The sequence below is a fragment of the Alienimonas californiensis genome, assembly GCF_007743815.1.
GTDB classification, from domain to species: domain Bacteria; phylum Planctomycetota; class Planctomycetia; order Planctomycetales; family Planctomycetaceae; genus Alienimonas; species Alienimonas californiensis.
In genome coordinates, this window is record NZ_CP036265.1 from 970,628 (window position 1) to 990,311 (window position 19,684).

The window sequence follows — 19,684 nt, forward strand, 5'->3', positions numbered from 1 at the left end:
GCGGCGCGATCGCTCGAACGCTACGTTCTGAGGATCGCGCCGAGCCCCGTTCGGATCAGGTCGGCTTCCCCCCGGGCTTGGCGTTCGGTCCCAGGCCCGGCAACGGATTTGGGTCCGGCGGCGGGGCGAAGCTCCCCGGGGGTCCTTCTTCGCCGGGGTCGACCAGCATGTCGTCCGTGTCGGACGAGCAGCCGGCCGCGACGCCCACGGCGGAAAACAGCAGGAACGAGAGCCCGGCCGCACGGCCGAACCTCAGGGGCGACGACGCGGCGGACGGCCGCGCGAAAAGCTTATTGAACAAGACGACGTTTCAGTTCGCAGTCGGAGGATCACGCGGCGAGCGGACGTGCGACGTATTTTAACGTCGGACGAACCGACGGTCAGCGACCGACGACGGCGACGATCATAATTTCTCCAATTCGCCCCGCCGGACCTACGCCAGCGCCTCGGTCACGACGCGGGCCGGCTGCACGCCGGTGAGCTTCTGGTTCAGGCCGCGGAACGGCACGGAAACCCGCTCGTGATCGAAGCCCAACAGGCGCTGCACGGTGGCGTGCACGTCCCGCAGGGGCACGGGGGTCTCGGCGGGGAGATAGCCCAGTTCGTCCGTTTCGCCGACGGTGTGGCCGGGTTTGATCCCGCCGCCGGCCATCCACCAGGTGAAGGCGTGGGGGTTATGGTCGCGGCCGATCATCGCCATCGTCGTGCCGCCGCGGTTCTCCCGCATCGGGGTCCGGCCGAACTCCCCGCCCCAGATCACCAGCGTGTCCTCCAAGAGTCCCCGCCGCTTCAGGTCGTAGATCAACGCGGCGACCGGCTGGTCCATCTGCTGGCACTTGTCCTTGAACCCATGGTTCAGGGCCTCGTTCTTGCCGGCGCCGTGGCTGTCCCAGCCCCAGTCGAACAGTTGGATATACCGCACGCCCCGCTCCGCCAGCCGCCGGGCCAGCAGGCAGTTATTGGCGAGGCTGGCGCCGTCGGTGGTGCCGTAGAGCTTGTGCGTCTCCTCGGTCTCGCCGGAGAGGTCGGTCGCCTCCGGCACGGCGGCCTGCATGCGGTAGGCCAGTTCGTACTGCTCGATCCGGGTGAGGGTCGCCGGGTCCCCGAACTCCTCGTGGGCCAGTTCGTTCAACTCCCGCAAGGTGTCGAGGGCGGCCCGGCGGGCGACGCGGGAGACGCCCTTGGGGTTCTCCACATTGAGGATCGCCGGCCCGCCGCTGCGGCACTGCACGCCCTGATAGACGCCCGGCAAAAAGCCCGCCCCCCAGAGGGCGTTGCCGGCCCGCGGCGGGCGACCGCCGCTCAAAAGCACCATGAAGCCGGGCAGGTCTTCGTTCTCGGTGCCCAACCCCCACGTCGTCCAGGCGCCGACGCTGGGTTTACCCATCCGCGGGTCGCCGGTGTGGGCCATCAATTGGGCCGGCCCGTGGTTGAACTGGTCCGTCTGCACGGTCTTGAAGAAACAGACCTCGTCCGCCGGGCAGCCGTAGCCGGGCACGGCGCCGGCGAAGTGCGGCAGGCGGTCCGAGATCAAATGGCCGCTCTCGCCCCGCCGTTCAAAGGGAAATTGCGGGCCGAGCAACTGCGGCACGCCCTGAATAAAGGCGAAACGCTGACCCTCCAGATACGCCTGCGGGCAGTCCTTGCCGTCGTATTTTTGCAGGGCCGGGCGATAGTCGAACAACTCTAATTGGCTCGGCGCCCCGACCATGTGCAGGTGGATGACGCGCTTCGCCGTGGGCGTGTGATGCAGGCCGTTTAATGCGGAGCCGGTCTCGCCGGCGGCGGCGAGTTGCTGCGAGAGCCAGACGCCGCCCACCAACCCGGCGGAGGCGTCCCGCAGGAAGTGGCGACGGGTGACGTGGGCGAGGGCGGCGGCGTTCATGGGCGGCGATCGGCGGACGGTTTTGATCCCAGCCCGAAGCGTCAGCGAGGGGTTCGGTACGCCGGCCTGCGGCCGACGTCCTCGCTGACGCTTCGGGTTAGTTGGTCAGGGCCTCGTCGAGGTTCAGCAGCGCTCCGGCGACGATCTCCGTCGCCGGGGGGCCGTCCGGGAGGGCGGCGAGGCGGGTGTAGAGGTCGACCAGCGCCGCCCGTTCCCGCTCCGTCGGCTCCCGGCCGCAGACCCGCAGGAACCCGGCGGCGACGCGGTCGGCGGGGGCGTCGCCGGCGGCGGTCATGCGGTCGGCGAGGGCGGCGGCGGCCTCGGTGAAGGTGGCGTCGTTCAGGATCGTCAGCGCCTGCACGGGAGTGTTGCTCTCCGGTCGGCGGGCGGTGCAGAACTCGCGGCTGGGGGCGTCGAAGGAGGCCATCACCGGGTGCGGGATGCTGCGTTTGACGTAGGTATAAACGCTCCGCCGGGTGCGGTCCGGCTCGCCGGCGGCGGGGACCTCCCATTGATCGCCGGAGAACGGCTTCCACACGCCGTCGGGAATCGGCGGGTGCACCGGTTCGCCGTGCAGACGTTCGGTCAGCAGGCCGGCGACGTGCAACGCCTGATCGCGCAGCGTCTCCGCCGACAACCGCCGCCGCGGCCCGCGGGCCAGCAGGCGATTGTTCGGGTCGACGTTCAACAACTCCGGCGTCGTCGCGGCGCTCTGACGGTAGGTCGCACTGAGAACCATCTCCCGCAATAATTGTTTGCGGCTCCAGCCGAGGTCGCGTTGAAACCGCACGGCGAGATAGTCCAGCAGGGCCGGGTGCGAGGGCGGTTCGCCGCTGGAGCCGAAGTCCTCCTCGGTGCGGACCAGACCGGCGCCGAACAGGCGGGCCCACAGGCGATTCGCCTCCACCCGGGCCGTCAGCGGGTTGGCGTCGGCGACCAGCCAGCGGGCGAAGGCGAGACGGTCGGCCTCGGAGCCCCCCTGCTCGGACGACAGCGGGTCGCCCAGCACGGCCGGGACGCCGGGGGAGACGGGTTCCGCCTTGGACAGCATGTTGCCGCGGTCGAAGCGGTGGGTCGGCCGGGCGAGGGAGGGTTCGCGTTCCCGCATCACCGGCAGCGGGACGGAGGGGATCTTTCGCCGCTCCCGTTCCAGCCGGCTCAATTCGGCCCGCTCCGCCGCCATTCCCTCGTCCCACCAGAGGTTTTGAAAGGCGACGTCGTCGCTGAACGCGATCCGGCCGCGGCGGGCCACCAGCGGGAACGCGGACAGTTCGAAGACGTTAAAGGTCAGCGTGACCCGCACCTGGGAACCCGGCTCCGCCGGCGCCGGCTGGCCGAGCACGAACGCGGCCGACCGCGGGCGGTGCGTCTTGGAGTACGGCCCGACCCCGCTGCCGTTGTCTTTCAAACTGTCCTTCGGATTACGGGCGGGCGCGGGTTCGTCGAACAGCACCTCGGTCACCTTTAACTCCCGCGGCTCGCCCTCCGGCGGGATCAATTCCGCCTTGAAGCGGGAGACGGTCCAGCCCCATTCGGCGTCTTTCAACGCCGCTTCCAGATCGACCGGCAGGCCGGTGAAGCGGATCGCGGTCAGTTGTTCGGCCCCCTCCGGCAGCGGGGCCGTCAGCGTCACCGCAGTGCCGCGGGCCACGTTGCCGACGAGGCGATAGGTCGGCCCCTCCGGCGTCTCTTCAACTTCAATTCCGGGGGTGGCGCTCACCTCCGCCGTCAGCTCCGTCGGGGTCCGCCAGACGGAGCGGTCCTGCAGGAGGGCGTTCTCCGCCTCCCAAAGGCGGCGGCGGAGCGGTTCCATTTCGGCGTCCAGCACCGCGGCCCGCTGATAGTCGGCCCGGTCGCGGGGGACGGGCAGCGTGGGGTAATCGTCGTCGAGATCGACGTCCGCGGTGTCGTTGAAGAAGGCGGCGGACTCGTAGAACTCCTCGTGCCGCAGCGGGTCGTAGGGGTGGGCGTGGCACTGCACGCACTCCATCGTCAGGCCCTGCCAGACCTGCCAGGTGGTGCTCACGCGGTCGAGGATCGCCTCGGTGCGGAACTGCTCGTCGTCGGTGCCGCCTTCCTCGTTGGACTGCGTGAGCCGATGAGCCGCGGTGGCGACGCGGTCCTCCACCGACGCCCCCGGCAATAAATCGCCGGCGAGCTGTTTGATCGTGAATTCGTCGTAGGGCAGGTCGCGATTATAGGCGTCGATCACCCAGTCGCGGTAGGGCCAGGCGGTGCGGCGGCGGTCCAGGCCGAGGCCGCGGCTGTCGGCGTAGCGGATCTGATCCAGCCAGACGCTCGCCCAGCGTTCGCCGAAGTGCGGGCTGTTCAACAACCGGTCGACCGCCGCGGCGTAGGCCGGTTCGCCCTGTTCGTTCACCGCGTCTAAAAATGTCGCGCGCTCCGCCGGGGTCGGCGGGAGGCCGATCAGGTCCAGCGAGACCCGCCGCAACCAGCGGTCCGGCTCCGCGGGCGGGTTCGGTTCGAGGCCGGCGGCCTCCAGCTTCGCCAGGACGAATTGGTCGATCGGACCGTGGCCCCACGCGGCATCGGCCGTCGGCGGCGGGGTCGGGCGGGTCGGCGGCTCGAAGGACCAGTGCCGGCCCCAGGCGGCACCCTGTTCGATCCAGCGGGTCAGGGTGGCGACCTCCGCGTCGCTGAGCCGGGGGCCGTGCTCGGCGGGCGGCATGCGGGTTTCGTCGTCCGGGTCGGTCACCCGGTCCAGCAGGTAGGACAGAGCCGGGTCGCCGGGCGTGACCAGCAGGGCGACGCTGTCCTCGTTGATCAGATTCAGCCCGCCGGCCTCCCGCACGCCGCCGTGGCAGGCCGAACAGTGGGCGTTGAAGATCGGCCGCACGTCCCGGGCGAATTGCACCTCCCCGGCACCGCCGGCTGCGGCGTCCGCCGCCGGGACCAACAGGGCGGCGAGGAGCAGCGGGGCGGGCATCGGCGACCGGCGCGGGGGGGACGGAACAGCCCCAGTCTATACGACCGCCGCCGCCCCGGCACCCACGCATTGCCTGATGTCGGCCGGAGCCAGGGCTCCGGCTTGGATGCCGTTTCAAGACAAACCCGAAGCGTCAGCGAGGGACGTGGGCGCAGCCCGCGCCCGCTGCGCGGGCGTCCCTCGCTGACGCTTCGGGTTGGTGATCCGGGTTCCTGAAACGGCGTTTGACCAAACTCTCCCGCTCACCAGCGGAGCAGCGCGGCGACGCCGCCGTTCTCCACGAGGCCCTGGACGCCCTGGGCGAACTCGACGTCGGCGTCGGTCTGCTCGGCCAGTCGGACCAGTTCCTCAACCAGCGCGATCGGCGTGACGTCTTCGCTGTCGCACAGCGGGCAGCGGTCGTGGACCTGGGCGAAGGCGGTGGTGCAGGCGTCGCACCGGCTGCCCTCGATCGTCACGTCGTGATCGACGGCCAACTCGTCCACGCGGCCGGTTTGCAGGGCGGTCAGCACGTCCTCCGGGCCGATCGCCCCCAGTCCGCCGGAGAGGGTTTCGTTCTGGATCCGCTTCCAGAGGGCCTGCTCCTCGCGGCGCTCCTCCTGCTGGAACAACCGCAAACCCTCCTCCACGAGGGCCTCCTCGGCGGCGTGCAGGTCGAAGCCCTCCGCGGCGATCACCCGCTCCTTCAGGCGGTCCGGCAGTTCCGCCTCAATTTGCTGGCGGGTCTCCTGCGAGCCCAGCAGCACGATCCGCTCCGGGCCGTGCTCCTTCGTCAGTTCGGCCAGCCGTTCGGCGACCTCGGCGGCGTAGCGGTGCAGTTGGCCCTTCCGCCGGCGGGCGTAGCGCTGCTGGCTCCAGCCGCCCTTTTTCACGCGGTTCTTCACGCCGCCCTTCACGGCCTCCTCCGCGTCGGCGACGGCGCCGGCGATCTGGAGGATGCGGGCGCCGTCGTTGTCCGCGGCGACCAGCAGGAAGGGTTCGTATTCGTCCTGCAACTCCGCCAGCGGCCGCAGGTTCGGGCTGCGGGCGGCGCGGAACGAGGTTTCCGCGGGCGTGGTCAGTTTGAAGCCGCGTTCGACCTTCGCCGCCGGGCAGGCCATCAGGCAGTAGCCGGCGCCCTGCTCGAACGACTCGCCGTCCATCAAGGCGTTCAGTCGCTCCAGGGCGGCGTCGAAGTCGGCGAGGCGGTCCGGTTCGTCGTGCTCAATCAGCCCGCGGGCCGTGGCGGCCCGGTTCTTCAACTCGCGGGCGCCGCCTTCGCCGGTGAAATAAAAGGTGAGGAACGACCGCGGCGGCCCCTCCAAGGCGGCGAGTTCGTGCAGGTTCAGATCGGCGAGGGACATGCGGCGCGGGGTGGAAGGGAGCGGAGCAGAACGTCGCCCCCAAGCCGGAGCCATGGCTCCGGCTTGGGGGGAGGAAGATGGTCGCCCGTCGGTCCTGTTGGTCGAAGGGCGGCCGGGAGGAGGACGGCGGGGGGCGGCCGGAAGACGTGGGACGCCCGCTCTGCAACCGCCGTGCCCGAAACGGCATCCGGTTTGCGTCAGCGGTTCGAGCCGATCTTCGTCCCCTTCGATTCTCCATTGGATTCCGACCCTGATGACCGCCCGGTCTTTCACCGCCCCCGACCCGGAATCGCTGACGATGGGGTGCGAGGAGGAGTTCCAGATCGTCGATCCCTCGACCGCCAAGCTGGCCAGCCGGGCCGATAAGCTGAAGCGGGACTCCCATCTCAAGGGCGATCTGGCCCCGCAGAACGAGCTGCATCTGTCCCAGATCGAGACCGCCACCTCCATTTGCGGTTCGCTGGGCGAGGTGCGGGAGCAGCTCGGCGCCGCCCGCAGGGACCTGCTGGAGAGCGCCTCGCACTTCGGCCTGACGATCGGCGCCGCCGGAACCCACGCCTTTTCGGACTGGCACGACCAGCCGGTCACCCCCAAGAAGCGCTACCTGGGCATGGTCACAGATTACCAGTACCTGACCCGGGAATTGCTGATTTTCGGCCAGCACGTGCACGTGGGCATTGCGGACCCGGACCTCGCCGTGCAGGTGATGAACCGCTCGCGGGTTTATCTCCCCACGCTGCTGGCCCTGACGGCCAGCTCCCCCTACTGGCTTGGGGAGGACACCGGCTACGACAGCTTTCGCATGCTGATGTGGTTGAAGTGGCCGATGACCGGCCCGCCGCAGCCGTTCAAGGATCGGGCGGACTACGACCGCACCATCGACGGGCTGGTGCGGGCGGGGGTGATCTCGGACGGCTCGAAGGTGTATTGGGACGTTCGCATTCCGCGGGAACTCCCCACGGTGGAGTTCCGCGTCAGCGACGTGAGCCCCCGGCTCGACGACGCCGTGATGCTGGCCGGGCTGGTGCGGGCGATCGCCCTGCGCTGCGCCCGGGCCGCCGCCGACGGCGAGCCGGACCCCAACCCGCGGCCGGAATTGCTGAAGGCGGCCAGTTGGCGGGCCGCCCGCAGCGGGGTGAACGGCGAACTGGTGGACGTCGCCGCCGGCAGGAAACGCCCCGCCGCCGAGCTGGTCGAGGGCATGCTGGGGGAACTCGCCGACGAACTGAACGACCTGGGCGAGGGCGCCTTCGTGCGGGAGCGGGTACGGGAGATCCTCGACGGCGGCAACAGCGCCGACCGCCAGCGGGCCGCGGTCCAGCGCTCCGGGGAGGTCCGCTCCGCCGTCGACCTCGTGGTGCGGGAGACCGCGGAGTTATAGCGAACGCCCGGCGAACCCCGCCGGGACGGCCCCGCACGCCCTCCGAACCGGGGCCGCTCACTCGCTCTGGATCGGCTGGGAACGGTCGCCTAGGCTCCCGGGGTCCGGCCGCGGCGGCCGATCCCGCGATCTCCCCTGCACTGCCATGTCGTCCAAACGTTCTTTCCCGCTGCGTTTGAACGGGCGCTTCATGCGGAGCCGGGCGCTGGCGCGGCTCGCGTCCAACCGGCACGGGTTGTCGCATCGGGAACTGCTGACGCTGCAATCCGGGCGCTCCAGCGTCGCCCCCAGCGTCGACCCGGAGCGCGTCCGGGCGACGATCCAATCGCTGCGGCCGTACGCCGTCGACGGCGCCGAGTTGATCCGCCTCGGCCCGGCCACGGACGGCGGGTATCTCGTCCCGGACGATCTGGAGGGCATCGTCGCCTGCTATTCCCCCGGCGTGTGCAGCGAATCCGGGTTCGAGCGGGACTGCGCCGACCGCGACATGGCCGTCTTCCTGGCGGACGCCTCCGTGGGCGGGCCGGCGACCGCCCACCCGCGGTTCCGGTTCGTGAAAAAGTTCGTCGGCCCCGTCCCGAGCGAGCAGGTCGTCACGTTGGAGGGCTGGGTGAACGACACCGCCGACGACCTCCGCACGCTGTCGGAGCAGGTCGGCGCCGACCCCGCCGGCGATCTGATGCTGCAAATGGACATCGAGGGCGCCGAATATACGACCCTGCTGGCCGCCCCGGACGCATTAATGCGGCGATTCCGCGTCATCGTGCTGGAACTGCACGACGTCGACCATATTTTCTCCGAATCCTTTTATCGGATCTTCGACGGCTTCGTCGCCAAACTGCTGCACACGCACCTCTGCGTGCACGTGCATCCGAACAATAACATGCGGGAGTTTCGCAAGTTCGGGCTGACGCTGCCCAACTGCTGCGAAATTACCCTGCTGCGCCGCGACCGTGCGGCCTCGACCCGGCCGGTGACGGCGCTGCCGCATCCGCTCGACGTCGATTGCGTCGCCAGCGCCCCCTCGATCGGGCTCGACCCGGCGTGGCTGGGCCAATAAAGCGTTTCTCCGCAGAGCGTCCCCTTCGATACCAACCCGAAGCGTCAGCGAGGGCGGCGGGCGCCGCCCTCGCCCGCTACGCGGGCGTCCCTCGCTGACGCTTCGGGTTGTTGATCCAGGGTGTCGATTCGGGGTTCTGAAACAGGTTCTCTGCCCCTCGGCCTCTCAATACTGGCGGTCTCTCAATACCGCCCGGCGGTTACGCGGGGCCAGTCGTCGGTGCGGAAGGGCGCCGCCGGCAGGCCGCGGGTGTTGAACAGCGTGATCTTCGGGTTGTCGGACCAGGCGTAGCGGACGGCGGCGATCTTCGAGACGCCCTCCGGCGCCGTGACCGTCACCGTGTTCGGGCCGGTCAATTCCGCCCTGGCCCGGACGAACTTCTTGTCCGGCCCGGCGACGGCGAAGCCGAGGGCCTCGGTCGCGTCAGCCGAATAATCGTCCCGGCGGATCTGCAGGGCGTCGCCGTCGGTGTCGAACGTGATCGTCGCGGTCTTGCCGTTCAATTTCGCCTCTTTGAACCGCGGGCTGAGCTGGCCCGGTTCGTCCATGTCGTAGACGGTTTCCAGCGCCGCCAGGGCCAGGCGTTCGCCGACGTCCTTTTTATTGCGGGGGTGAATGTCCTTCGCCTCGCCGGTATCGAGAATCACCGCCTGCCCCACGTCCGGCAGTTCGTCCAGCGTTTTGTCCTGGGCTTCCCGCAGCTCCGCCCATTCGGAGCCGGCGTTCGGGTCCTCCTTGTAGTCCATATAGTTGGCGAGCTGGACCCAGAAGAACGGCAGATTCTGGCCGAACTGCTCCCGCCAGTCCTCGATCATCGCGGGGAAGATTTCGTCATATTGTTCCGCCCGGCCGGCGTTCGTTTCGCCCTGATACCAGATCGCTCCCTTGAGGGCGAAGGGCACCAGCGGGGCGATCATGCCGTTGTTGAGGTTCGCCGGGTGGTGGGGGTGGGTGGGGCCGTATTTGCCGTTCCAGTTGCCGTCGGACGCTTGGCCGGCTTTGGCCTCGGCGTCGTATTTTTCCCAGCGCTCCAGCAGCGGGCCGGCAGTTTCGAGGGTCTCCAACGTCTCCGTGCGAGTCCAGGCCTCGGACGGCGTGCCGCCCCAACTGGAATCGATTAGGCCGACCGGGTTGCCGGTCGCGTGATGAATGGTCTGACCGAAGTGATAGCCGACCGCGGAGAAGTTCGCCGCGGCCTCGGGGCTGAGTTTGACCCACTGGGCGGCGGACGGCTCGCCCTGCCCCGGCTGGCCCTTCAGGGTCGTCTGCGGTTCGCGGACGCTGTTCTTGGGCACGGTGAACAGGCGGATCTCGTCGCTCTTGGCGGCCTGCACGTCGCGGGCGCCGTCGAGGGTGTTGTTCAGCGGCCATTCCATATTGGACTGCCCGCTGCACAGCCAGACGTCGCCGACGAGCACGTCGGTATAAATCTTCCGGTCGGCAGTGTCCGCGGCGGCCTCGTCTTTGAGAGCGCTCGCCGCGGAGTAATCCTCTTTGACGTCCGGCACGTCGGCGACGACCAGCGTCAGCGTCGTCCCCGACTTGAACGGGCCGACCTCGGTCTGCCAGCGGCCGGCCTCGTCCGCGGTGGCGAAGACGATCGCCTCATTGGTCTTCTCCAACCCCTCGGCCTTGCCGCTTTCGACGACGAAGGCGGAGACGGCCACCGTCCCGCCCGGCTCGGTGGCGCCGAACACCGGGGCCTTCACCCCGGCCTGCAACACCATTGAATCGCCGAAGATCGGGGCCGGCGTGACCTCCGCGGCGGCGGGGGCGGCCAGGCCGGCCAGCAGCAGGGCCGGACAGAGCGAACCGAGAGCGAGCGGTCGGAGCATGGATTTTGAGACGGTGAGCGAGAACGGAACGGCGCACGCTAATGCCGCCCGCCCAGGGGTTCAACCGGCGCCGGAGCCCCGCCCCGTAGCGGCGGCTTCCAGCCGCCGACTCTCGACGCGGCCCGTGGAACGCGTCCGCTCGCTCCGCTCACGGGCGGCGGCAGGATGCCGCCGCTACGAAAGAACGCGGTCGGTTCGTCGCGGACCCCGCAAACCCCCCGCCGAGCGATCAATTCCGCGTTCTCAAACATTTGCCCGGACGCCGCCGCGATTCGCGGGATCGCCCTTGTGGACGGGCGTTCATATCACACACTGCGGGACGGTCCTGATCTCATTCGGAGTCTGATATGCACCGGCCCCCCCACGACCCGCCCCCGCCGGCCGCGATCCCGCCGGAACTCGCCGCGTTCTTCAACCCGCCGCCGCTCCCGGCGCCGCCGGATCCGGCGGCGTTGCGGAGGCGGGAGGAAGAGCGGCTCGCCAGGAAACGGGCGAATTTCGCGTCGCTGTATTCGTTGGAAACCCAGCGGGCGGAGAAGGCCCGGCGGGAAAAGCTGCGGGCGGCGCTGACGACCGGGCCGCTGGCCGGCGTGCCCGCGTTGGGCGACGCGGAGCCGACGGCGGGCTGCCGCCCGGACCTCTGGCCGCCGCGGCCGAGGCGGCCGCGGGGCGTGGCCGGCCGGCACGGCGACACCTGGAGCCGGCGGCGGTTGGTCGGCCTCGTCCGGCGGTTCGCGAGGGCCCGCGGGGCGGACTTCGGCGTGCTGGAGTTCTGCCGCTGGGCCGGCGTGGCCAGTTCGACGCTCTATCGCCACGCCGGCAGCTGGCCGGCGCTGCGGACCGCCGCCGGGCTGCCGCCCGCGATGACCGCCCCCGACCGCCGGGCCGCCACGCTGGCGGGGCTGCTGCGGACGTTGCATCTGAACCGCCATCGTTCCCGGCCGCTCTCCGGCGCCGAACTGGCCCGCTGCGCCGGCGTGAGCCGCTCCGTGGTGGGCGCCTACGGCGGCGTGCGGCACCTGCGGGATCTGTATCGGCAATGGGCCCGGCCGAGCGAGGAGGCGAACGGCCGATGAACCGGGTTCGGAACGACGAACGTCCACCAACCCGAAGCGTCAGCGAGGGCCTCCGCGCAGCGGAGGCGGGCTCCCGTCGGGCTGCGCCCGACGCCCTCGCTGACGCTTCGGGTTGGTGGCCGAAACGCGGGCGGGCCGCGGCGTCTCGTCGAACCGGCGTGAACGGCCGCCTCCCTGCCGGTCGGGGCTCGGGTCGACCGGCGGCCGGGTTATCGGGCCCGTTGATAAACCCGCACGTAATCGACCAGCAACGTCTGCGGGAAGGCGTCCGGGGGGAGGCGGTCGGCCTGTTGATCGACGTTCTCAAAGAACCGGCCGTCGACGGCGACGTTGATCAGCAGATGAAAGGGCGCGTCGAACGGGGCGGAGGGGTTCTCGCGGGCCGCTTCGGAGAACCATTCGTCCTTGGTGCGGGTCTGCACGAGCTGGTCGTCGACGAACCATTGGATCGCGTCGGCGGTCCACTCGACGGCGTAGGTGTGAAAGGCCTCGGCGGCGTTCTCGTTCGGGAACTCGTAGGCGTGGGCGACGTATTGATTGCGGGGCCAGCCGCCGCCGAAATGCAGGGCGCCGGTGGTCTCCTGCACGGCGCTGCCGCGGGATTCGAGGATGTCGATCTCCCCGCCGGCGGCCCAGCCGCCGTAGGGGGAGTCGGTGGGCAGCATCCAGACCGCCGGCCAGATGCCCTCCCCGCCGGGGACCTTCGCCCGGACTTCGAAGCGGCCGAAGGTCCACTCCCCCCGGCCGCGGGTGCGGAGGCGGGCGCTGGAATAGGGCTGGGTTTTGCCGTCGCTGGTGGTGTGCGGGTCGCGATAGACGGCGAGGTGCAGATTCCCGTCCTTCACGAAGGCGTATTTCTCGTCGACGCGGTAGGCCTGCCGCTCGTTGTTGCCGCCGCCGAGGTTGTTCTCCTCCTTGCCCCACTTGGTGAGGTCCAACTTGTCCCCGTCGAACTCGTCCTGCCAGACCAGCGCCCAGCCGTCCGGCCGCACGGCCCGGTACTCCCCGGCGGGCAGCAGGCGGGTCAGGGACTCGCCGGTTCCGCGGACCGCCGTGCCGACGTTCTCCCAGGCGTCGCCGTCGCGGCGTTGGAGTTGATACAGCCGGCCCTCCTGCGTGGGAAAGGAGACCTCCACGGCCGGGGCGGTCGCCACGGCGACGACCTCCGCCGGGCCGCCGGGGACGGGGTCGGCCCCGGCGAGCGTGGAGACGAGCAACAGCGGGGCGAGGACGAACACGGGCGAGCGGGTGCGGGAACGGGGGCGAACGGGCGGACGAGCCGCTCCACGGGACCGCACGGGTCGGCGGTCGGCAAGCGGGAACGGATCGCCCCGACCGGGCGGCGGGCGGCGGTTTCGACGGGGCGTTTCCGCCCTCGCGCCGCCGGCCTCTCCCGCCCGGGCGGCCCGCCGACCGGCGGTTGTGCGCCGCGGTCCGCCCCCGTACGCTGTCTCGATTCAACCCGCCCCCGGGGTACTCCGTCTCTTTTTTCTTCCTGGCCCGAGCCCCGGTCCGTGCGCGCCATTCTCTCCGACATTCACGGAAATCTGGAGGCGCTGGAGGCCGTCCTCGCGGACATTGACGGCCTGAACGGCGGGTCCGGGGTGGACGAGATCTACTGCCTCGGCGACGTGATCGGCTACGGCCCGGACCCGGCGGCCTGCATCGATCTCGTCCGCGACCGCTGCGCCCTGACCCTGCTGGGGAACCACGACCAGGCCAGTCTGTTCGATCCGGAGGGGTTCAACAAGACCGCCGAACGCGCGATCTTCTGGACCCGCCGCACGCTGGAGAACGGCCGCGGCGCTGCGGAGCGGTTCGACTTCCTCGGCGAGTTGCCCCGCACCCACGCCGAACGCGGCGAAACGCTGCTGTTCGTCCACGGCAGCGCCCGCAACCCGCTGAACGAGTACGTCTTCCCGGAGGACATCTATAACGGGCCGAAGATGTCCAAGATCTTTCAGCTCGTCGGGCGGCACTGCTTCCAGGGGCACACGCACATCCCCGGGGTGTTCACGGAGGACCTGGACTTCCTCAGCCCCGCCGACCTGGACGGGCAGTACACGCTGGGCGCCGCCAAGGCGCTGGTGAACGTCGGCAGCGTGGGCCAGCCGCGCGACGGCGACGCCCGGGCCAGCTACGTGACCCTGGAGGGCGATCGCCTGACGTTCCGCCGCGTCGAGTACGATCACCGCGCCACCGCGGAAAAGATCTACGAGATTCCGGAACTCGACAACTACCTCGGCGACCGCCTGGCCAACGGGCAGTAGCGCCTCGGCCACCTAAGCCGGACGCATGCGTCCGGCTTGGGGTCCGTGGGGTGGATGATTCGCCCCGCTCTGCGAAGATCACCCCGACATGGGGAAGTTCCCCGCCCCCCCGGGAAGATCCTCGCCCCCCCGGCGAAGCCCCCTTCGTCTCGCCCCCGCTCTTTCGCTCCACCCGCGTTCGCCCCGTGCCGGACCCCAAGCCCGCTTCCTCCGGTTCCAGCAAAGGGGGCGGCAACGCCTCCAAGGGCGGAAACTCCGCCAAGGGCGGGACCGCCGCGCCGGAGAGCAGCCGGTTCACCATGTGGCTGGTGACCACGCTGGCGCTGTGGGCGCTGTGGTTCGGCTTCATCCAGCCGGCGTGGTTCCCCAACCAGAACGCCGCCCCGCAACAGCCGGTCGTGCTGAAGGACGAAGGGGAGAGCCCCCGCGGGTTCCTGGCCGACGCCGACCGCGCCGCCGCCGACCGCCCCGCCGCTCCCCCCGCGGACGGCGCCGCGGAGGACGCGGACGCCGCCGCCGACGCCCCCCCCGCCTGGGAGCCGAACCCCAGGCAGTCCGTCACGCTGGGCGGTCTGACGGCGGCGGCCGCGAAGCGGGGCTACTACACGCAGGTCGAACTGACCAGCCGCGGCGCCGCGGTGGAGCGGATCACCCTCAGCGACGGCCGCTACCGCGAACTGGCGAACCGCAACGCCCCGCTGAAGGTGATCGGCAACGGGGACGCGGTGGTCCGCACCTTTCAAACCCGCATCGACGCCCTCGACGCGGCCCTGCGGCGCCAGGGCGCCGATTCGCTCAGCGCCCACTGGGCGCTGACGGGCACGACGGCCGATCCGGACGACCCGGAGGTGCTCCAGGCGGCCACGTTCACCCTCACGGCGCCAGACGGCTCCTTCGAGGCGGTGAAGACGTATCGCCTGCGGAAGGGCGCCCCGGACGAGTCCCCGGAGGACGTGCAGCGGGAGGGCGCCCGCGACAGCGACCCCCGCGGCTACATGCTGGACTTGGACCTCACGCTGCGGAACCTCTCGCCCGGCCCGCGGAAGGCCCGGTTCACCGTGCAGGGGCCGGTCGGCCTGCCGCTGGAGAACGAGGAGAACACCCGCAAGTACCGGGATATCGAACTGGCGTACTTCGAGGACGCCGGCGAACTGGAGACGACCTACCTCTCCTCCGCCGACGCGACCGAGGCGGTGAAGAAGCTCAAGGAGAGCCTCGCCGCGGACGCGGACATCCGCGGGCTCGAGGAGACGCTGGCCAACCTGCAACGGGACTTCGACGTCGCCGAGGTGAAGGCCGAGGCGAACCCGGACGACGCGGACGCCGCCGCCGCCGTGACCCGCCTGCAGGCCCGGATCGCCGCCGCGGAGGCCGCGCTGGCCGCCCGCGAGGAGGAACTGGCGGACGTCGGGGCGCTGGCGGAGTACCGCAAGCCGCTGCGGTACGTCGGCACGGAGGTGCAGTACTTCGCCGCGTTGCTGTTCCCCCGCACCGGGGCCTCCACCCCGGCGCCGGCGCTGGCGGACGCCCAGGACGACGACGGCCTGCTGCCCGGCCTGGGGGACGTCTACGACGCCCCCGTGATCGACAGCGCCGTCCCGCAGGTCACGGACGAGCCGGACCCGAGCCAGACGTACCTCAACGACATCTCCGTCCGCCTGACCAGCGCCCCGGTCGAGGTGCCCGCCGCCGCCGGCGCCGGGGAGGATCTCGAAGCGGGCGAGGCGACGCGGTCGTTCACGCTGTTCGCCGGCCCCAAACGGCTGGACCTGCTGGAGCCGCTGGGCGCCGGCGAGGTGATGGACCTCGGTTGGTTCGGCGTGATCGGCGGGGGGATGCTGTGGTTCATGACCCAGCTGCACGACCTGGGCTTCCCGTACTGGCTGGCGATTATCAGCCTGACGGTCTGCGTGCGGCTGCTGATGTTCCCGCTCTCGAAGCGGACGGCGCTGATGGCCGCCAAGCAGAAGGCCCTGGCCCCCAAGATCGCGGAGATTAAAAAGCGCTGCGGCGACGACGCCCAGGCCGCCGGCCGCGAGCAGTGGGCGTTGATGAATAAATACGGCGTAAACCCCTTAATGGGCTGCCTGCCGGTCTTTTTTACGATCCCGGTTTTCATCGCCCTCTATAACGCCCTGTTAAACAGCGTGGACCTGCGGCTGGCGGAGTTTCTGTGGATCGACAACCTCGCCGCCCCGGACAACCTCTTCCTGCTGCCGTTCCGGATTCCGTACCTCGGCTGGTATCTCAATGTCCTGCCGGTGGCGCTCGCGGCGCTGTGGTTCTTCCAGCAAAAGCTCTTCATGCCCCCGGCCCAGACGCCGGAGCAGGAGATGCAATACAAACTGATGGGCTACATGATGCCCCTCAGCGCCCTGTTCATCTATCACCTGCCGGCCGGCTGGTGCCTGTACAGCATCGCCAGCGCCGTGTGGACGCTGACCGAACGCAAGCTGCTGGACCGCACCCGCAACGCCCAGCTGGATCCCGAGGAAGACCTGACCCCCCGCAGGAAGGGTCCCGTCGGCCGGGCGGTCGGCCGCATCACGGAGAAGCCGATGGCCCGGTTGAAGGAGAAGATCGCCGAGGCCCAGGCCGCCGCCGAGGCCGCCCAGGCGGAGGCGACGAACCAGCAGCTCAGCCGCCGCGACCGCGGCGCCCGCAACGGCCGCCCCGCCCCCAACAGCAAAGCCGCCCGCCGCGCCGCCGGCGGCGGCGGGAAGAAGAAGTCCAAGCGGTAGGGCCGCCCCGTGTCCCTGCCCGACCCGGACGAACCGATCGCCGCCCCGGCCTCCGCCCCCGGCGGGGCGGAGCGGGCGATCATCCGGCTCAGCGGCCCCGGGACGCCGCGGTTGCTGCGAAACCTGTTCACCCCCGCCGAGCCCGACGCCGACCCCGGCCGCGGCGCCCGGCGGTTTGAGGGGGAATTGAGGCTCGACGCCTTCCCCGCCCCGGTCCCCGCGGCGGCGCTGGTCTGGCCGACGGAGCGCAGCTACACCGGCCAGCCGAGCGCTGAACTGCACCTGCCCGGTTCGCCGCCGGTGGTCGAAGCGACGCTGTCGGCACTGCACGCGGTCGGCTTCCGGCCGGCGGGGCCGGGGGAGTTCACCCTGCGGGCGTTCCTCGCCGGGCGGATCGGGCTGACCGAAGCCGAGGCCGTGCTGGGGGTCGTGGACGCCGCCGATCCGGACGAGTTACACACGGCCCTCAACCAGCTCGCCGGGGGCGTCTCGAACCGCTTGGCCCCGGTGCGGAGCGACCTCCTCGATCTGCTGGCGGACCTGGAGGCCGGTTTGGACTTCGCGGAGGAGGACGTCTCCTTCGTCGAACCGGACGTGCTGCGAGAGCGAATTGAAGCCGGCCGCGGGGCGATCGCGGCGCTGGCGGAGGACGCCGCGGGCCGCAGCGTGTCGCACACGGCGCCGCGGGTCGTGCTGGCCGGGCCGCCGAACGCCGGGAAAAGCTCGCTCCTCAATGCCTTGAGCGGCCGGCCGGCGGCACTGGTCTCCCCCACGGCGGGCACGACGCGGGACGACGTCAGCGAGACCGTGCGGCTCGGCGAGGCGACGGTCGAACTGATCGACACCGCCGGCGAGGAAACGGCGGCGGACGAACTCTCCGCCGCCGCCCAGGCCCGCCGGGCGGAGACGCTCGCCGCCGCGGACCTCGTGCTGCATTGCGTCCCGCCGGGCGGGGCGGGTCCCGCGGGCGCCGGCCTCGTCGTGCACACCAAGGCGGACCTGCGGGCCAGGGAGGAACCGGGGGAACTCTCCGTCTCCGCCGCGACGGGGGCGGGGCTGGCCGAGTTACGTATGGCCCTCGCCGCGGCGCTGGAGCGGGCCGAGCCGCGTCGCCACCTGACCGGAGCCACGGCCGCCCGCGGCGGGGCCGCGCTGCGGGAGGCCGCCACGGCGCTGGAGCGGGCCGGGGACGTGGTCGAGTTGGGGGACGAACTCGTCGCCGCCGAATTACGAACGGCGATCGACGCCCTCGGCGAAGTGCTGGGCGTCGTCTATCATGACGACTTATTGGGCCGCATCTTCGGCCGGTTCTGCATCGGGAAGTAATCCTCCATCACCAACCCGAAGCGTCAGCGAGGGGCCTCCGCGCAGCGGAGGCGGCCGGCCGTTTGAGCACGCCGCACGCCGTCGCCGCATGCCCTCGCTGACGCTTCGGGTTATTTTCATAGAATCCGCCGGACCCAGAACAGCGTCAGGACCGTGATCGCGACGGCGCCGACGAGGTTCAAGACGAACCCTTTGCGCGCCATCTCGCCCATCGTTAATCGGCCGCTGCCGAACACGATCGCGTTCGGCGGGGTCGCCACCGGCAGCATAAAGGCGAAGCTCGCCGAGGCCGCGGCCGGCAGCATGATCAGGCTCGGTTCGACGCCGATCTCCACCGCCACGCCGGCCAGCACCGGCAGGACGATGGAGCAGGTCGCCACGTTACTGGTGCATTCGGTCAGGAAGGTCATCACCAGACAGACCGCCCCCACCAACACCCATTCCGGCTGCCCGCGGACGGCGTCGCCCAACCGCTCGCCGACCCACAGCGACAGACCCGTCTCTTTAAACGCCAGGGCGAGCGCGAAGCCGGCGCCGAACAGCAACAAAATATCCCACGGCAGGCGTTCGGCGGTGTGCCAATTAATTAGGCGGGAACCCCGCCCGTCGCCGGCCGGCAGGGCGAAGGCCAGCAGGGCGCAGACGACCGCCACGGTGCTGTCGTCCGGCTGCACGATCGGCGTGAGCCCGCGGGCGTCGATCGCTTCAATCCACTCCGTGCCGGTCTCCGTCGCCTTGAGGGACGCGAACAGCGGCCCGGGGATCACCCACAGCGCCGCGGCGAGGCCGAACACGGCCAGCATCCGTTTCTCCGGCGTGCTGAGCCGGCCGAGAGCATTGAGACGCCCGGCGAAGAACGAGCGGCCCACCGCCGCCGCCCCCGGCGCCGGCCGCAGGTTCCAAGTTAACAGGCCCCACGCCAGGACCAGCATCACGGCGGAGACCGGGGCGAACGCCAGCATCCAGCGGTCGAAGCTGAACCGGTCCAAGCTCTCGCCCGGGAACGCTTTCTCCCAGACGCCCAGAAACGCCACGTTCGTGGGCGTGCCGATCGGCGTGGCGATCCCGCCAAGGCTCGCCGCCCACGCCAGCCCGAGCAACAGGGCCACGGTCAGCTTGTGCTGCCGGGCGGTGTGACGGGCGGCGTCCTCGGCGGCCGCCTCGCCGGTTCCCCCCTCGGCCGTCAGCCGATCGTCGGTTCCGCCGGTCTTCTTTCCTAGTGCGTCCAGCATCGCCACGGCGACCGGGAGCAGCATGATCGTCGCGGCGGTGTTGCTGATCCACATGCTCAGCCCCGCCGCCGCCAGCATGAACCCGGCGACGACCCGGCGGGGCGAAGTCCCGGTGAACCGCAGCGTGTGCAGGGCGAGCCGCTCGTGCACGTTCCAGCGTTCCAGCCCCAGCGCCAGCAGGAACCCGCCGAGGTACAGGAAGACGTATTTATTGATATAGGCCTCGGACGCCGGCCCCACCTCCAGTACGCCGCACAGCGGGAAGGCGACCAGCGGCACGAGGCTCGCCGCCCCCAGCGGGACGGCCCCGGTGAACCACAGCACGCCGGTGAGGACCGTGACGGCGAGGGTTTTCTGGGCGCCCGGCGTCATCCCCGCCGGGGCGTCGAGCGCCAGCACGATCGCGGCCGCGAGCAACCCCAGCCACACGCCCCACCGGCCGAAGAATCCGGGGCGGTCGATTGGCGGCGTGGATTCGCTCATGCGGACGGATCGCTCCTGCGGGTTCCCGGGGGCCGTCGCCGACCGGCGACACGCGCGTCGCGGCAGGGCGTCACAGGCGACGAACGGCGACGGATCGAGCCGGGA

General features: G+C 70.6%; 12 protein-coding genes. 6 read left to right on the top strand and 6 right to left on the bottom strand.

All coding sequences use genetic code 11. The annotated features are described in order from the left end of the window. Positions 1 to 433: 433 nt before the first annotated feature. From CA12_RS03750 to CA12_RS03760, 3 genes are all read right to left on the bottom strand, one after another. Positions 434 to 1,885, bottom strand: a complete 1,452-nt coding sequence (locus CA12_RS03750) for a DUF1501 domain-containing protein (RefSeq protein ID WP_145357547.1) — start codon at positions 1,883 to 1,885, stop codon at positions 434 to 436. Positions 1,886 to 1,982: 97 nt separating this feature from the next. Next, complete coding sequence (locus CA12_RS03755; RefSeq protein WP_145357548.1) at positions 1,983 to 4,832, bottom strand: PSD1 and planctomycete cytochrome C domain-containing protein; 2,850 nt, start codon at positions 4,830 to 4,832, stop codon at positions 1,983 to 1,985. A 242-nt stretch (positions 4,833 to 5,074) separates the two neighbouring features. Beyond that, on the bottom strand, positions 5,075 to 6,175 hold the full coding sequence (locus tag CA12_RS03760) for a baeRF10 domain-containing protein (protein ID WP_145357549.1): 1,101 nt from the start codon (positions 6,173 to 6,175) through the stop codon (positions 5,075 to 5,077). A 253-nt stretch (positions 6,176 to 6,428) separates the two neighbouring features. Here CA12_RS03760 and CA12_RS03765 point away from each other — a divergent pair, with 253 nt between their 5' ends. Together CA12_RS03765 and CA12_RS03770 are read left to right on the top strand one after the other, a co-directional pair. Then, on the top strand, positions 6,429 to 7,556 hold the full coding sequence (locus CA12_RS03765) for a carboxylate-amine ligase (protein ID WP_165700536.1): 1,128 nt from the start codon (positions 6,429 to 6,431) through the stop codon (positions 7,554 to 7,556). Positions 7,557 to 7,701: 145 nt separating this feature from the next. After that, positions 7,702 to 8,616 carry a class I SAM-dependent methyltransferase gene (locus CA12_RS03770; RefSeq protein ID WP_145357551.1) on the top strand — a complete coding sequence of 305 codons (915 nt, stop codon included), beginning with the start codon at positions 7,702 to 7,704 and terminating at the stop codon, positions 8,614 to 8,616. A gap of 182 nt (positions 8,617 to 8,798) precedes the next feature. On the opposite strand, the gene CA12_RS03775 is transcribed toward CA12_RS03770, so the two are convergent. Continuing rightward, the gene (locus CA12_RS03775) at positions 8,799 to 10,451 is read right to left on the bottom strand and encodes a sialate O-acetylesterase (protein WP_145357552.1); all 1,653 of its coding nucleotides are present in this window, start codon (positions 10,449 to 10,451) and stop codon (positions 8,799 to 8,801) included. A gap of 347 nt (positions 10,452 to 10,798) precedes the next feature. Here CA12_RS03775 and CA12_RS03780 point away from each other — a divergent pair, with 347 nt between their 5' ends. Further along, a complete protein-coding gene (locus CA12_RS03780) occupies positions 10,799 to 11,527 on the top strand; it encodes a hypothetical protein (RefSeq protein ID WP_145357553.1) in 729 nt (242 codons plus the stop codon). A gap of 209 nt (positions 11,528 to 11,736) precedes the next feature. On the opposite strand, the gene CA12_RS03785 is transcribed toward CA12_RS03780, so the two are convergent. After that, complete coding sequence (locus CA12_RS03785; protein ID WP_165700537.1) at positions 11,737 to 12,765, bottom strand: glycoside hydrolase family 16 protein; 1,029 nt, start codon at positions 12,763 to 12,765, stop codon at positions 11,737 to 11,739. A gap of 276 nt (positions 12,766 to 13,041) precedes the next feature. Here CA12_RS03785 and CA12_RS03790 point away from each other — a divergent pair, with 276 nt between their 5' ends. The 3 genes from CA12_RS03790 to CA12_RS03800 all read left to right on the top strand — a co-directional run bounded on the left by CA12_RS03790 (position 13,042) and on the right by CA12_RS03800 (position 17,864). Beyond that, complete coding sequence (locus CA12_RS03790) at positions 13,042 to 13,797, top strand: metallophosphoesterase family protein (protein WP_145357555.1); 756 nt, start codon at positions 13,042 to 13,044, stop codon at positions 13,795 to 13,797. Between the two features lie 185 nt (positions 13,798 to 13,982). Then, positions 13,983 to 16,538 carry a membrane protein insertase YidC gene (gene yidC / locus CA12_RS03795; RefSeq protein WP_145357556.1) on the top strand — a complete coding sequence of 852 codons (2,556 nt, stop codon included), beginning with the start codon at positions 13,983 to 13,985 and terminating at the stop codon, positions 16,536 to 16,538. 9 nt (positions 16,539 to 16,547) lie between these two features. After that, on the top strand, positions 16,548 to 17,864 hold the full coding sequence (locus CA12_RS03800) for a tRNA modification GTPase (RefSeq protein ID WP_145357557.1): 1,317 nt from the start codon (positions 16,548 to 16,550) through the stop codon (positions 17,862 to 17,864). A 116-nt stretch (positions 17,865 to 17,980) separates the two neighbouring features. Here the strand turns inward: CA12_RS03800 and CA12_RS03805 are convergent, their stop codons facing one another. After that, complete coding sequence (locus CA12_RS03805) at positions 17,981 to 19,579, bottom strand: SLC13 family permease (protein WP_145357558.1); 1,599 nt, start codon at positions 19,577 to 19,579, stop codon at positions 17,981 to 17,983. Positions 19,580 to 19,684 lie beyond the last annotated feature (105 nt).

Bases quoted from the DNA above. Each gene is read 5' to 3' on its own strand.
- CA12_RS03770 (WP_145357551.1), top strand. From the start codon at position 7,702: ATGTCGTCCAAACGTTCTTTCCCGCTGCGTTTGAACGGGCGCTTCATG.
- CA12_RS03765 (WP_165700536.1), top strand. From the start codon at position 6,429: ATGACCGCCCGGTCTTTCACCGCCCCCGACCCGGAATCGCTGACGATG.
- CA12_RS03775 (WP_145357552.1), bottom strand. From the start codon at position 10,451: ATGCTCCGACCGCTCGCTCTCGGTTCGCTCTGTCCGGCCCTGCTGCTG.
- CA12_RS03780 (WP_145357553.1), top strand. From the start codon at position 10,799: ATGCACCGGCCCCCCCACGACCCGCCCCCGCCGGCCGCGATCCCGCCG.
- CA12_RS03755 (WP_145357548.1), bottom strand. From the start codon at position 4,832: ATGCCCGCCCCGCTGCTCCTCGCCGCCCTGTTGGTCCCGGCGGCGGAC.
- CA12_RS03760 (WP_145357549.1), bottom strand. From the start codon at position 6,175: ATGTCCCTCGCCGATCTGAACCTGCACGAACTCGCCGCCTTGGAGGGG.
- CA12_RS03750 (WP_145357547.1), bottom strand. From the start codon at position 1,885: ATGAACGCCGCCGCCCTCGCCCACGTCACCCGTCGCCACTTCCTGCGG.
- CA12_RS03805 (WP_145357558.1), bottom strand. From the start codon at position 19,579: ATGAGCGAATCCACGCCGCCAATCGACCGCCCCGGATTCTTCGGCCGG.